Consider the following 12856-nt stretch of genomic DNA (forward strand, 5'->3'; position numbering starts at 1 on the left):
CTAGACACACGGCCATGCCCCGCATGTTCATCTTCGGCCTTGGCTATACCGCGCAAGTGATCGCAGCCCGTCTGGAAGCGCGCGGTTGGGAAATCGTCTCGACCGGCCATGAAGGCACGCTGGCCTTCGACGACGAAGGGTCCGTCCGCGTGGCCATCACCGATGCCGATCACGTCTTGTCGTCGGTACCGCCGGGTCGCGAGGCACGCGGGGAACCGCTCGATGCGGTCCTTGAACGCTACGGCGACGCGCTGAAAGGCAAGGCCCTGTCCTACCTCTCCTCCACCGGCGTCTATGGCGATGCCGGCGGCGCCTGGGTCGACGAGAGTGCGCCCGTCGGCACGGGCCGGCGCACGACGCGCAGCGAGGCGGACGCGGCGTGGCTGACGCTCGGGGCGCGGGTCTATCGCCTTCCCGGCATATATGGCCCCGGACGCTCCATGCTGGAACGCGTTGTGGAAGGCCGCGCGCATCGCATCGACCTGCCGGGGCAGGTCTTCAGCCGCGTCCATGTCGAGGACATCGCCGCCGGCGTCATCGCCGGGCTGCAGGCGCCGCCCGGCGCCTACAACCTCGCCGACGACCTGCCCTGCAGCCAGAACCGCGTGGTGGAGGAAGCCTGCCGCCTGCTCGGCATCGCGCCGCCGCCGCTGCGGACGCTGGAGGAAGCCGGTCTCTCGCCCATGGCGCGCGGCTTCTATGCCGAGAACCGGCGCGTCGCCAACGGCAAGGCAAGGCGCGTGCTGGGCTGGCGCCCGCGCTATCCCGACTACGCGGCAGGCTTGCGCGCGCTCAGGGCGACGATGAGCCCCACCATCGCCAGCATGGCCCCCGAAACGGCGACAGGCGTCCAGCGGTAACCTTCCAGCACCGTGGAAAGCAGCATCGCGATCATGATCACCACGACGCCGTTGTAAGCCGCCTTGCCGGCACCGAGCTGGCGGATCAGCGTGTAGTAGAGCGGAAACGTCACCACCGAACCGAACAGCGCGAGATAGCCGGTGCCGAGCCAGTACCCCGCGCTTACCGGCACGACCGGCGGCCCTGCCGTCACCCAGGCAATGGCGACATCGCACGCCGTCCCGTAGAGCATGGCCCAGGCCAGCAGGCTCACCATCGGCAGCCGCTGCCCGGTCTCGTTCGCCTGGATCACATTGGACACCGAAGCGCAGAGCATCGCGACGAGCGCGAAACCGACGCCAAGATACACCTTGCCCTGCACCGGCGCCTCGCGCGCCTCGTGCAGCAGGAGCAGCGCGATACCGGCAATCGCGATCACGCTGCCGACGATGAAACGCCGCGTGACCGCCTGCTGGAGCAATACGCGCGCCAGAAGGGCATTGGGCACCAGCATCAGCCCCAGCATGACCGCGACGATGCCCGATGTCAGATGCAGTTCGGCGCGATAGACGAAATTGTAGTTCCCGCAGAACTGCGTCACGCCTACCACGACGGCAAGCGCTTGTCCGGCCGGTCCCAGCCTGAGGCTCTTGCCCATGAGCAGCGCGACCAGAAACATCGCCGGGGTCGCGAGCAGGAAACGCCACGCGACCGACCAGCTTGCCGGCACGCCGTCGATCTGCCCGGTGATGACCCACCAGGTCGATCCCCAGATCAGCGAAACCAGCAGGAACGGCAGCGCCACCGCCGGGCGCAGTATCGGGAGCGAAACATCCCCGCTCATGACCGGTTCCTCACAAGCGGGAAAGGGCTTGCGCCAGCGCCGAGACGTGCTCGTCGCGCGCATCCCAGGACATGACCAGCCGCGCCGCGTCATCGCCCCAGTCGTAGAACCCGAAACCCTGCCCGCGCAGCGCTTCGCGCTCGTCGGCAGTGCAGGACAGGAACACCTCGTTAGCCTCGACCGGATGCAGTAACCGGTTCCCCGCGGCACCGGCGATTTCCGCCGCCGCGGCATTGGTGGCGGCGGCATTGTCGAGCCACAGATCGCCTTCCAGCATGGCCAGGATCTGCGCGGCCATGAACCGGCCCTTGGACTGCAGGTGCCCGGCGCGCTTGCGGCGATAGCGGATCATCCGCGCGGCCTCGGGATCGAAGAAGACGATGGCTTCCGCCCCCAGCCCGCCGTTCTTCACGAAGCCGAAGCTGAGCGCATCGACACCGGCGCAGGCCTCGCCCGGCGCGCAGCCCAGGAAGGCAACGGCATTGCCGAAACGGGCGCCATCCATGTGCATCCCCAGCCCGCGCGCCTTTGCCAGTGCAGCCAGCGCCCGGACTTCCTGCGGCCGATAGACGCAGCCGTATTCACTGGCCTGCGTGATCGAGATCGCATGCGGCTGGACCTGATGGACATCATCACGGATCGGATCGATCACCGCACCGACGCTTTCCGGCGTGACCTTGGCGCTCTCGCCATCGGCCAGCAGCAACTTGGCGCCGTGCAGGAAGAATCCGGGCGCTCCCGCCTCGTCCATCTCGATATGCGCCTCGCGGTGACAGACGACGCCGCCATGCGGCTGGACCATCGACGCCAGCGCAAGGCAGTTCGCCGCCGTTCCGGTCGCCACCCAGAGCGCCGCGCACTCGCGCCCGAACAGCGCTGAAAAGGCGCCGTCGAGTTCGCGGCTCAGCGCATCGTTGTCGTAGGGCGAATCGGCCACATCGGCCGCCATCATGGCCTTCCAGACGGCGGGATGGACGGCGGCGGCATTGTCTGAAAGGAACTGCATGGCCATATGCCCTGCGAGGCGGCGAGCCCGGCGTCAAGCGTGCTCGTCGCGCCCCCCGGAAATGGCCCCGAAAACGGTTAGGAGACAGGCCCATGGTCGGCGTGACCATCACCAAGCACGAAAACGAATCGACCGGCGAATATCACGCCCACGTGGCCGACAACGACGCCATCGGCCGGCTGACATGGACCGAACGCAACGGGGTGCGCTATGCCGAGCATACGCTGGTCCCCCCGGTCATCGGCGGCCGCGGCGTTGCCGGCCGGCTGGTGGAAGCCATGGTGGCCGATGCGCGCGAGAACGATTTCAAGATCGAATCGGTATGCAGCTATGTGGTCGCCGCATTCAAACGCCATCCGGAATGGGCGGACGTGAAGGCCTGAGCGCGCTCAGCTATATTTCATTACGTCGTCCCAGCGCAGGCTGGGACCGCTGGCGTGCAAGCGCGAGGTCGAGAACGATCCCAGCCTGCGTTGGGATGACGAGCTCTAGGGTGACGGCTCCGGCAAGACCGCGCCGTAGCCGCCACCGCCCGGCGTCTCGATCACGAAGACATCACCCGCCGACAGGCTGACCGAAGCCGTCGCGCCCAGCGCCTCCACCGTGCCGTCGGTCCGCTCGATCCGGTTGCGCCCCGGCGCGCCATCTGCGCCGCCGGCCAGCCCGAACGGCGCGAACTCGCGGCGATTGGCGAGAATGCCGGCATGCATCGGTTCGAGAAAGCGTACGCGCCGCACCGCACCGTCGCCCCCCGGATGTGCCCCCTTGCCGCCCGAGCCGCGCCGGATCGCGAATTCCTCCAGCAGTACCGGGAAATTGCTTTCCAGCACTTCGGGATCGGTCAGGCGGCTGTTGGTCATGTGCGTCTGGACGACGCTGGTGCCATCGAAGTCCGGCCCCGCGCCGGAACCGCCCGCGATCGTCTCGTAGTACTGGCGGATGGCATCGCCGAAGGTGAAGTTGTTCATCGTCCCCTGCGAGGCGGCCATCGCGCCCAGAGCGGCGAACAGGGCATCGGTAATCGCCTGGCTGGTCTCGACATTGCCGGCGACCACCGCCGCCGGGGCCTGCGGGTGCAGCATCGAACCTTCGGGCACCTCGATCACGATCGGCCGCAGGCAGCCCTCGTTCATCGGCACCGCATCGTCGAGCAGCGTGCGCACGACATAGAGCACGGCGGCCCGCACCACCGGCAGCGGCGCATTGAAATTGTCGGGAAGCTGGGCGCTGGTGCCGGTGAAGTCGATCGTCGCCGCGCGTGCCTTCCGGTCGATCGTGACCGACACCGCAATGCGCGCGCCATTGTCCATGGGCACGGTGAAGCGGCCATCCGAAAGCCGGTCGATCAGCGCCCGCACCGCCTCCTCGGCATTGTCCTGGGCATGGGCCATGTAGGCATCGACCACCGCCCTGCCCTGCTCGGCGGCCACACGCCGCAGCTCGGACGCGCCCCGTGCGCACGAGGCGACCTGCGCGCGCAGGTCGGCGAGGTTCTGGTCGATGGCACGCGAGGGATAAGGTCCCGAAGCCAGCCGCGCGCGAATCTCCTCTTCCAGCAATACGCCGCGATCGACCAGCAGCACATTGTCGAGCAGCACGCCTTCGTCTTCGAGCGTCCGGCTGCCCGGCGGCATCGAACCGGGGCTGATCCCGCCAATGTCCGCATGGTGCCCGCGTGCGGCGACGAACCACGCCGGTGCGGTGTCGTCGTCTTCGGCGAAGACCGGCATCACCACGGTGACATCGGGCAGGTGGGTGCCGCCGTCGTAGGGCGCATTGAGCACATAGGCATCGCCGTGCAGCAGCCCGCGCCCGTCGCCGGCACGGCGCCGCAGCACCGTGCGCACGCTTTCGCCCATCGAGCCGAGATGCACCGGCATGTGCGGCGCATTGGCGACGAGGTTGCCCGCACGGTCGAACACGGCGCAGGAGAAGTCGAGCCGTTCGCGGATGTTGACCGAGCTGGCGCTGAACTGCAGCGCCGCGCCCATTTCCTCGGCAATGGCCATGAACAGCGCGCTCATGATCTCCAGCCGCACCGGATCGCACCCGGTACCGGAAGCCACCACCGCCTGCTGCGGGGCCTTGCGGGTCAGCACCAGGTTGCCGATGGCATCGACGCACATGGCCCAGCCGGGTTCGACCACCGTGGTCGAGACATCGTCGACGACCAGCAACGGCCCTTCGGCGGCAAATCCCTCGGCCAGCCCCTCGCGCAGATAGAGCGGAACGGCATGCGCCGCGCCGTCGGTCCAGATGGTGACCTGCCCGGCGGGCGGTGCGGAAACCAGAGGCAGCGCCAGCATGGCCCCGCCTCCGCCATGCCCCCCTGCGATCGCCTCCACCCGCAGCGTTTCCGCGATGAGTTTCTCGCCCGCGCCGAACCCGAAGCGCCGCTGCCAGCCTTCGCGGAAACCCTCGCGCATCTCTTCCGCAGTACCGACCGGCACTTCGACGGTATTGTCGCTGCCACCGGGGCGGATCGCCAGCGTGGCCTCGGTACGGATCGACGCAGCGGGAAGGCCCTGCGCTTCCAGCCCCGCCCGCGCCGCGCCGCCAAGATCCGCGACGGCGCTCTCGATGGCGGCCATTCCGTCCGCGTCGAGCGGCACCGCCAGCGTGCGCTGCTGCAGGAACCTGCGGTCCGCCAGCCCCATGCCATAGGCCGAAAGCACCGAGGCGAGCGGGTGGCACAGCACCGTTTCGATGCCCAGCGCATCGGCCACCTTGCAGGCATGCTGCCCGCCCGCTCCGCCGAAAGTGACGAGCGCGGCACGCGTGACGTCATGGCCTCGCCGCAGCGAGACCGTCTTGATCGCATTGGCCATGCTGGCCACGGCGATTTCGAGGAAACCTTCCGCTGCCGCTTCGCGCGACAGCTCCCGTCCCGTCGCCGCGCGGACATCGGCCAGCACCGCATCCATCCGCTCGCGCGCGGCATCGAGCGAGAGCGACTCGTCGCCGGCGGGGCCGAAGACATGCGGGAAATGGGCCGGACGCAGCTTGCCGAGCAGCAGGTTGCAGTCGGTCACCGCCAGCGGCCCGCCACGCCGATAGCAGGCGGGTCCCGGGACAGCCCCCGCGCTTTCGGGTCCGACGAGGAAACGCGCGCCGTCGAAGTGGCAGATCGATCCGCCACCCGCCGCCACCGTCTCGATCCGCATCATCGGCGTGCGCACCCGCGCACCGGCCACCCGCGTCTCGCTGTCGCGCTCGTACTGCCCGGCATAGTAAGACACATCGGTGGAGGTACCGCCCATGTCGAAGCCGATGACGCGGTCGAACCCGGCCTCCTTCGCCACGGCCGCCATGCCGACGATCCCGCCTGCGGGCCCCGAGAGGATCGCATCCTTGCCACGAAAGGCCGCGCCGGCGGTCAGGCCGCCGCTCGACTGCATATAGAGCGCATCGACGCGCAGCCCCAGCCCCGCCTCCAGCCCGGAGACGTAGCGACGCAGCACCGGCGAGAGATTGGCGTCCACCACGGTGGTATCCCCGCGCGCGATCAGCTTGATGAGCGGGGCAACCTCGTGGCTGACCGAGACCTGCGCGAAGCCCACCTCACGCGCGATGTCCGCCAGCCGCACCTCGTGCGCGGTATGGCGATAGCCGTGCATCAGCACCACGGCGACGGCGCGCAAGCCCTGTTCGAAGAAATGCCGCAACCCTTCGCGCGCCGCATCCTCATCCAGCGGGCGATAGACGGTGCCATCAGCGCCCACCCGCTCGTCGATTTCCAGCGTGGCGGCATGGAGCGGTTCGGGCAGCACGATATGGCGTGCGAAGATGTCGGGCCTCTCCTGCGTACCGATCCGCAAGGCATCGCCGAAGCCCCGGGTGATCGCCAGCAGCACCGGCTCGCCCTTGCCTTCGAGCAGGGCGTTGGTGGCGACCGTGGTGCCCAGCCGCAGTTCCGCGGACGGCAGATCGCCCTCGCCCACGCCGGTGAGGCGCCGCATGGCCTCGACTGCCGCGTCGTCGTAGCGGCCCGGATCCTCGCTCAGCAGCTTGAGCCGCTCGAACCGGCCATCGGGCGCACGCGCCACGACATCGGTAAAGGTCCCGCCGCGATCGACCCAGAATTGCCAGCGCTGATCCGTCATAGGGCGCCCTCATGCCAAGGGTGCGCGAGGATGCCTAGGGCGCTTGGGCAAATTCCGACGCCGGGTCGCGATGTGCGGCAGCTTTGCTCAACGGCCGAATAGCGGGATGGCCTGCGCCAGCCACAGGGCATTGACCTGCGCTGCAACGTAAAGCCCGAAACCGAAGGACAGGTGCGCGACCAGACTTCTTCGGCGCGCCACGTTCGGCCGCGGCGTCCTGGCCGCCGCCACACCTGCCCCCATGCCCGGCTGCAGGATCAGGAAAGGGGCCAGGACCGTCGCCGTCCCGAACCCGAGTGCGGGCCAGAGCGTCGGATCGAACGCCCACCCGCGCCCCCACAGACCGAGAAAGACAGCGGCGAACATCACACCTATCCCGTAATGGGCGACCCAGCCCATGGTACGCTCTCCCCGCACAGGGCGGGCACGTCCTATCGCGTCATGGATGAACCGCCCTTCGCGCATATGGCCCAGCCAGCGTCCAACCATGGCGTAATCCAGCGACGGCACGCCGAAGAGACGCTTCTGTATCCATGCATAGACATCCATGAAAGCCGTCGCACCGACGCCGATCGTCAATGCACTGAGCCCGTAGATGAGGTTCTGGGTCATGCCTTCTCACTTGTACCAAGGGTCGAAGCCTCATCCTGTACAAGTTCAAGCCGACTTGAGGTCAAGGGTGAATACCCCCCAGCAAAGACGGCAAGTCGCACTGCGTTATTCGATGCCGATCAGTCCTTCCCCGAAGGGGCGAACCTCTCACGCAGCGCATCGAAGGCCGTGCCCGGTCCCTCGGCCAGCCGTGCCTCGATCATGGCGCAGACTTCTTCGGGCCCATGCACCGAAGTGTCGATGGTGAGGTCGGACACGTCGTTGCGGTACATTTCCTCGTAGAACCATGGCCTGAGGCGCGTCAGGCGGTCGATGATCTTGCGCGCCGCATCCTCGCCGAGCAGGTCGACGGGGATTTTCTTGTCCATGGCCCGTTCGGCCACGCGGCGTTCGAGTACCTCGAAGGGCGGTTTGAGCGTGACGAGCAGCACCGGCAGCCCCTCGGTACGACGCACGAGGTCCTGCAGCACGGGCGGGTCGCTCATCAGCAAGTGGTCGAACACGACGTTGAGCCCCTGCCGAGAGGTGGCCGCCATCCATTCGTGAAGCGCGGCGAAGGCCGCCGTGCCCTTCGGCCCGAAGCGCCAGCGCAGCGCGCCTTCGGGGTCGGCAGGGTCGACCGGAACCGCCTCTATGCCTTCGGCCGCGCGCGGGCCGTGGTGGCCGAACTTGGCGGGCAGGGTGTTCGCCGTGAAATGATCGATGCCGTAGAGCAGCCAGTAATCGTCCTGCCGCTTCTGGAACAGCTCGCAAGTGGTCGACTTGCCCGAGCCCGAAGTGCCGTTGACGACGACGATCTGGCCCAACTGGCTCATGCTTCACTCCCCAGCGCGATCTCGCCGCGCGCGATGCGGCGGAAGCGTTCGGCGGGGGCGAATTCCTGGTTATCGCCCCAGTGCTCGACGCCGTCCCAGTCCCAGCGGGTGAGCGACCAGACCACGGTGTGATCGGTATAGCCGGTGAAGACGAGGCCGGGATCGATCCAGCCGGTCGCCTCCATGCTGCGCCCGAGCTGGTCCTTTGCCTGCCACAGCACCTTCGCCGGGCCGAACTCGCCCCATTCGAGCACTTCGCGGCGGCCCGAGATCAGGCTGGCCATCTCGCCGTCCTTCCAGATGAAGCCGCCGATGGAGAGCGCATCGCGCCCTTCGCCCATGGCGATCGCGTGGAAGGCGCTGCCTTCGGCAATGCCCCAGAAATAGCCGCCGCAAGCCAGCGATTCGTATTCGCGCGCGCCGTAGGAGGTATCGCGCATCGAGAAGCAGTCGATCCTGAACGTCTCGCCATGGCGCACGACCGTGCCGGTCATGCGGCCGGGCTGCTCGATGTGGAACTTGGCGGTGGCGGCCTGTCCGGCATTGCCCGTCTTCAACTCGTGCATCGGGCCGATCGCGGTCCAGGTCAGGTCCATCGTCAGACCGTCCTTGTCGTAGTCGATCTTGTACTTCGAAAGCGGCTCTATCATCCGGCACGAGAGCGAATTGCGCGCCTTCATGTCGAACTTGCCGCGCACGTCCTGCGGCAGCGCCTGCAGGTGGCTCCACTGGTAGTGCAGGCAGTTCCACTGATACGTGCCCGAGGGATCCCACAGCACCGGGCCGCCGTTGAGCATACCCATGTTGGGGCGGAAATAGTACTGGATCATCCCGTGGATGTGCCGCTCGGGGATCGAGAGCGAGAACCAGACGCTCTCGTTCCAGTAGGGATTGTCGTCGCGCCCGGCCCCGAAGTGGTCGGCAAAGCCCAGGTCAATCATTGCGGGGCCTTTCCTTCCGGCCATTCGATGTCGAGACGAAGCCGCGTGAGCGTCAGCGTGGCGATGCGCCAGGCGCCATCCTCGACGCGGTAGGTTTCATGGTAGTGGCCGCGCCCGAGGATGGACTTCCACCCCTCGCGCGGGTGGGCGGTGTCCCAGACGATCACGTCCTGCATCGCCCAGATGGCCGAGGCGTTTTCGGCGTCCTGCACCTCGATCTCGCCGGTCAGCCCCTGATGGCAGGACACGGCATGTTCGAGCGAGGTCTTCAGGCTCTGCGCATAGGCCGCGCCGCCGCACAGCCAGATGTCCCCACCGGGCGTGAGCACTTTCATGTCGCGAGTGAACACGCCTTTCAGCGCGGACCACTGCTTGGTGTCCATCAAACGGAAATAGCGCGCCTTGAGATTGCGGATTGCCTCGATCGCCTCGAGACGTTCCAGCCTGTCCATGTCCTCTCCCCACTATGTTTGACGAGAGGGAAGCAGGGCGTCGGTCTGATTTCAAGCGCAGCACGCGCGAGGGTTTCGATAGCAGGCCCGGGCTGAAGGAGGCTGCTATCGCGTTGTCTTTGCGAAGAGCGGTCTTTCCGGGCACGCCGACGTTGCAGACATTATGAGCATGCGCCACAACCAATCCCATGGCCAACATAGACGCAAATTTCCTCGCCCAACTTCCGCTGGACGAGATGGCCAGGGTCACATTCTACAAGCGCGATGAGATCACGAATGACCTGATCTGTTGCGAGGTCGTGATGAATAGCCAGACTTGGAGTTTCCATGAGGAAAACGTCGGCTGGGGTTTACTTATCAAGCACCTGGAGAACCTTCCCGGTTTTCGTTCCGACTGGTTTTCAGCTGTATCGCAGCCGCCCTTCGCCGCGAGCGAGACGGTGGCCTTTAGTCGTGAGGGGTAACGTCCGCCACCCGACTTTTCTGCCATCCAGACCGCGCTAGGAGTATCCCAGCAGCGGACGTTGTAAATGCGCGTGTCCACGCACTCCGGAGTGTCTCGACTCCGCTCGACACGAACGGGACGTGGTGCAGCCTGACCTAGCTCCACCCGCGTTCCAAAAACGTCGTAGCCAGCCCCGCCAGATAGGCCGCGCCCTGCGGCATCACGCTTTCATCGACCATCATCCTGGTCGAGTGGATGCCGCAGCAGTGCGCCCAGTCGTCGCCTTCGTGGCTGACGCCGAGGAAGAACATCGCGCCCTGGACCTTTTCGAGTACATAGGCGAAGTCTTCCGCGCCCATGATCGGGTCCGGGAGGCGCAGGAAGGCCTGATCGCCGAACATCGCGCGCGCGACGTTCTCGCCGAAATCGACCGCGCCTGCATCGCACAGCGTGACCGGGAAACCTTCGTGGATGGCCACTTCGCCGGTGAGCCCGTGGGCGCCGGCGATGCCCGCCACCAGCAGCGGCAGTTCCTCCTTGAGCCGCGCCCGGCTGGCCGCGGAGAGCGTGCGCATCGTGCCGGTCATTTTCGCAGTGTCGGGAACGACGTTGTGCGCCGTGCCGCTCTCGATCTTCGAGATCGAGACGACGACCGGATCGAACACGCTGTAGCGGCGCGCGACCATGGTCTGGATGGCGCTCACGATCTCGCAGGCGACCGGCACTGGATCGAGCGTGTCATGCGGCATCGAGGCATGGCCGCCGCGCCCGGTGACCGTGATCCGCAGTTCGTCGGCCGCCGCCAGCAGCGCGCCGGCGCGCCCGCCAACGAGGCCATGCTGGGCATTGGGCATGACATGGAGGGCAAAGGCGGCATCGGGCAGCGGCCGGTCGAATCCCTCGCCGCCGAGCAGCCCGTCCTCGAGCATGAAGCGGGCGCCGTGATAGCCCTCCTCGCCCGGCTGGAACATGAAGCGCACTTCGCCTTTCAGCGTGTCCGCCCGGGCGGCGAGGATCTCCGCCGCGCCGGCCAGCATGGCCGTGTGCGCATCGTGGCCGCAGGCATGCATCATGCCGGGGACATTCGAGGCAAAGGGAAGCCCCGTCTCCTCGGGCATGGGCAGAGCATCCATGTCGCCGCGCAGCAGCACGCTACGCCCTGCTCCGGCGCCGCCCCTGAGCGTCGCGACAAGCCCCGTGGTGGACGGCCCCTCGCACCATTCGAGCGGCAGATGCGCCAGCGCCTCGCGAACCTTGTCGCGCGTTTTCGGGGTATGCAGGCCGATCTCGGGTTCGGCGTGAATGGCGCGGCGAAGCGCGACGATGCGATCGGAAAGGGTCGCAGCCTCGGCGGTCAGGGTCGTGGTGGACATGCCCGCATGATAGCCGGGGTCAGCCGTCTGTCGAGCCGGGTTCTTCCGTTACCAGCCCGATCTCGTCGCGCTCCAGCCGCTGCAACGTGTGCCAGGCCATCACGCCCATCGCCAGATAGGACGTGCCGCCGGCCAGCGCCACGGCCCAGGCCGCGCCCGAGGGACCGATCGGGATGAAGAGATAGAGACCGACGGCCAGTCCGCAGACCGCCAGCAGCCGCGCGAACAGCGAAAGCCGCGCCCGGCCGGTCGCATGCAGGACGGGCTCGAAGGCGACACTGGCGAGATCGAAGCTCGCGGCGATCGTCAACGGCACGAGAATCGCCGCGCCCTGCTCGAAGTCGGGCCCGGCGATCAGTTCGAGGATATAGCGGCCCGCGACCAGCGCGATGGCGACAACGACCATTCCGGCAATCCCGGCGATGGTGCTTGTCTGCCACGCCAGCTTGCGGAACTCACGCGCCTCCGACGACACCCGGGCCCGCGCCACTTCGGCATAGACCGAGCGCGTCAGCAGGGTCGAGAGCTTGCTGAGCGACTGCGAAATCTGCGAGGCCAGCCGGTAGAGACCGGCCGCGCGCGTACCGACGAAGGCACCGACCGCGAGCAGCGGCCCGTTCTTCATCATCGCCTCCAGCGTGGCGCCGGCGTACGTCACGAGGAAGAACTGGCCCACGCCCTCGTTCTCGGCGAAGGCCTGCCGCCATTTTCCGAGATTGGAAAGCCGCACGGCCTGCGGGCACAGATGGCGTGCCATGGCCCAGTAGAGAATGGCCTCGAGAATATCGATCGCGGCCCAGGCGAACAGGAACCGCCCGACGCTCGGCCCGGTCCACCAGATCAGCAGCGCCGCCGCCAGCCGCCCTATGGGGACGACGGCCTCGACGTAGACCGCCTTGTCGAAGCGGTGGAGCGCACGCACGATCCCGGTCGGCGCTGAGACCAGCGCCCAGAGCGACCCGCAGCAGAACCAGAAGGCCATGTCGATATAGTTCGGGTTCAGTTCCAGGACATGCGCGAAGCCATAGATCAGCACCGCGGCCAGCGCGCAGCCGAGCATGGCGCCGGCGGCATCGAGCATGCCGCAAAGCATGCCCAGCCTGCCGAACTTGTCCCATTCCTCCGCATGGACATGCTCGCTGCCATAGCGCACCACCACCCGCCAGGTCTGGAAACCGGCAATCGCGATCAGCGCCTGCGCGGTGCCGAAAATCAGCGAAAAGTGACCGAAATCCTTGAGGCCCAGCGTGCGCGTCAGAATGGCAAGGTAAAGCAGGCCGCAAACGGCACCGAAGCCTTTGCCCCCGAGCAGCCAGGCGGTGTTCTGAAGTATCCGCCCTAGGGGAGAAGCGTTCTCATGGCGGTCACGTTTGGCGGACATCGCGGGTGCATTTGGACGAGCAGGCTTTCACTTGCAAGGTTTGG

12 protein-coding genes are annotated in these 12856 nt (G+C 67.1%); 3 read left to right on the forward strand and 9 right to left on the reverse strand.

The annotated features are described in order from the left end of the window. Positions 1-14: 14 nt before the first annotated feature. The gene (locus tag NZK81_RS03240; RefSeq protein WP_260043756.1) at positions 15-860 is read left to right on the forward strand and encodes a Rossmann-fold NAD(P)-binding domain-containing protein; all 846 of its coding nucleotides are present in this window, start codon (positions 15-17) and stop codon (positions 858-860) included. On the opposite strand, the gene NZK81_RS03245 is transcribed toward NZK81_RS03240, so the two are convergent. Together NZK81_RS03245 and NZK81_RS03250 are read right to left on the reverse strand one after the other, a co-directional pair. Continuing rightward, positions 770-1684, reverse strand: coding sequence for a DMT family transporter (locus NZK81_RS03245; RefSeq protein WP_260043758.1), 915 nt, complete (start codon positions 1682-1684; stop codon positions 770-772). The two genes, NZK81_RS03240 and NZK81_RS03245, sit on opposite strands and share 91 nt — an antisense overlap. Before the next feature lie 10 nt (positions 1685-1694). Then, positions 1695-2690 carry a threonine aldolase family protein gene (locus tag NZK81_RS03250; protein ID WP_260043760.1) on the reverse strand — a complete coding sequence of 332 codons (996 nt, stop codon included), beginning with the start codon at positions 2688-2690 and terminating at the stop codon, positions 1695-1697. Positions 2691-2782: 92 nt separating this feature from the next. On the opposite strand from NZK81_RS03250, the gene NZK81_RS03255 reads away from it, so the two are divergent. Beyond that, positions 2783-3073 (forward strand): GNAT family N-acetyltransferase, encoded by a 291-nt coding sequence (locus NZK81_RS03255; RefSeq protein ID WP_260043762.1) that lies wholly within the window; start codon positions 2783-2785, stop codon positions 3071-3073. A 105-nt stretch (positions 3074-3178) separates the two neighbouring features. Here the strand turns inward: NZK81_RS03255 and NZK81_RS03260 are convergent, their stop codons facing one another. The 5 genes from NZK81_RS03260 to NZK81_RS03280 form a co-directional block, all read right to left on the reverse strand. Continuing rightward, the gene (locus NZK81_RS03260) at positions 3179-6793 is read right to left on the reverse strand and encodes a hydantoinase B/oxoprolinase family protein (protein ID WP_260043764.1); all 3615 of its coding nucleotides are present in this window, start codon (positions 6791-6793) and stop codon (positions 3179-3181) included. Positions 6794-6880: 87 nt separating this feature from the next. Next, the gene (locus NZK81_RS03265; RefSeq protein WP_260043766.1) at positions 6881-7405 is read right to left on the reverse strand and encodes a DUF2938 domain-containing protein; all 525 of its coding nucleotides are present in this window, start codon (positions 7403-7405) and stop codon (positions 6881-6883) included. 119 nt (positions 7406-7524) lie between these two features. Continuing rightward, a complete protein-coding gene (locus NZK81_RS03270; protein WP_260043768.1) occupies positions 7525-8220 on the reverse strand; it encodes a chloramphenicol phosphotransferase CPT family protein in 696 nt (231 codons plus the stop codon). Further along, positions 8217-9161, reverse strand: coding sequence for a DUF7065 domain-containing protein (locus NZK81_RS03275; RefSeq protein WP_260043771.1), 945 nt, complete (start codon positions 9159-9161; stop codon positions 8217-8219). The genes NZK81_RS03270 and NZK81_RS03275 overlap by 4 nt, the downstream gene beginning before the upstream one ends. Further along, positions 9158-9613, reverse strand: a complete 456-nt coding sequence (locus tag NZK81_RS03280; protein ID WP_260043773.1) for a nuclear transport factor 2 family protein — start codon at positions 9611-9613, stop codon at positions 9158-9160. The genes NZK81_RS03275 and NZK81_RS03280 overlap by 4 nt, the downstream gene beginning before the upstream one ends. 188 nt (positions 9614-9801) lie before the next feature. Between NZK81_RS03280 and NZK81_RS03285 the strand changes: the two genes are divergently transcribed. Next, positions 9802-10077, forward strand: coding sequence for a hypothetical protein (locus tag NZK81_RS03285; RefSeq protein ID WP_260043774.1), 276 nt, complete (start codon positions 9802-9804; stop codon positions 10075-10077). A gap of 136 nt (positions 10078-10213) precedes the next feature. Here the strand turns inward: NZK81_RS03285 and NZK81_RS03290 are convergent, their stop codons facing one another. Beyond that, on the reverse strand, positions 10214-11431 hold the full coding sequence (locus NZK81_RS03290) for a M20 metallopeptidase family protein (RefSeq protein ID WP_260043776.1): 1218 nt from the start codon (positions 11429-11431) through the stop codon (positions 10214-10216). A gap of 19 nt (positions 11432-11450) precedes the next feature. Continuing rightward, positions 11451-12812: a lipopolysaccharide biosynthesis protein gene (locus tag NZK81_RS03295; RefSeq protein WP_260043778.1), complete on the reverse strand. Its 1362-nt coding sequence runs from the start codon at positions 12810-12812 to the stop codon at positions 11451-11453. Positions 12813-12856: the final 44 nt, after the last annotated feature.

Origin of the sequence: Novosphingobium mangrovisedimenti, from assembly GCF_025153475.1 — a bacterium.
GTDB classification, from domain to species: domain Bacteria; phylum Pseudomonadota; class Alphaproteobacteria; order Sphingomonadales; family Sphingomonadaceae; genus Novosphingobium; species Novosphingobium mangrovi_A.

Bases quoted from the DNA above. Each gene is read 5' to 3' on its own strand.
- NZK81_RS03260 (WP_260043764.1), bottom strand. From the start codon at position 6,793: ATGACGGATCAGCGCTGGCAATTCTGGGTCGATCGCGGCGGGACCTTT.
- NZK81_RS03250 (WP_260043760.1), bottom strand. From the start codon at position 2,690: ATGCAGTTCCTTTCAGACAATGCCGCCGCCGTCCATCCCGCCGTCTGG.
- NZK81_RS03290 (WP_260043776.1), bottom strand. From the start codon at position 11,431: ATGTCCACCACGACCCTGACCGCCGAGGCTGCGACCCTTTCCGATCGC.
- NZK81_RS03265 (WP_260043766.1), bottom strand. From the start codon at position 7,405: ATGACCCAGAACCTCATCTACGGGCTCAGTGCATTGACGATCGGCGTC.
- NZK81_RS03285 (WP_260043774.1), top strand. From the start codon at position 9,802: ATGGCCAACATAGACGCAAATTTCCTCGCCCAACTTCCGCTGGACGAG.
- NZK81_RS03240 (WP_260043756.1), top strand. From the start codon at position 15: ATGCCCCGCATGTTCATCTTCGGCCTTGGCTATACCGCGCAAGTGATC.
- NZK81_RS03280 (WP_260043773.1), bottom strand. From the start codon at position 9,613: ATGGACAGGCTGGAACGTCTCGAGGCGATCGAGGCAATCCGCAATCTC.
- NZK81_RS03245 (WP_260043758.1), bottom strand. From the start codon at position 1,684: ATGAGCGGGGATGTTTCGCTCCCGATACTGCGCCCGGCGGTGGCGCTG.
- NZK81_RS03275 (WP_260043771.1), bottom strand. From the start codon at position 9,161: ATGATTGACCTGGGCTTTGCCGACCACTTCGGGGCCGGGCGCGACGAC.
- NZK81_RS03255 (WP_260043762.1), top strand. From the start codon at position 2,783: ATGGTCGGCGTGACCATCACCAAGCACGAAAACGAATCGACCGGCGAA.
- NZK81_RS03270 (WP_260043768.1), bottom strand. From the start codon at position 8,220: ATGAGCCAGTTGGGCCAGATCGTCGTCGTCAACGGCACTTCGGGCTCG.
- NZK81_RS03295 (WP_260043778.1), bottom strand. From the start codon at position 12,812: ATGTCCGCCAAACGTGACCGCCATGAGAACGCTTCTCCCCTAGGGCGG.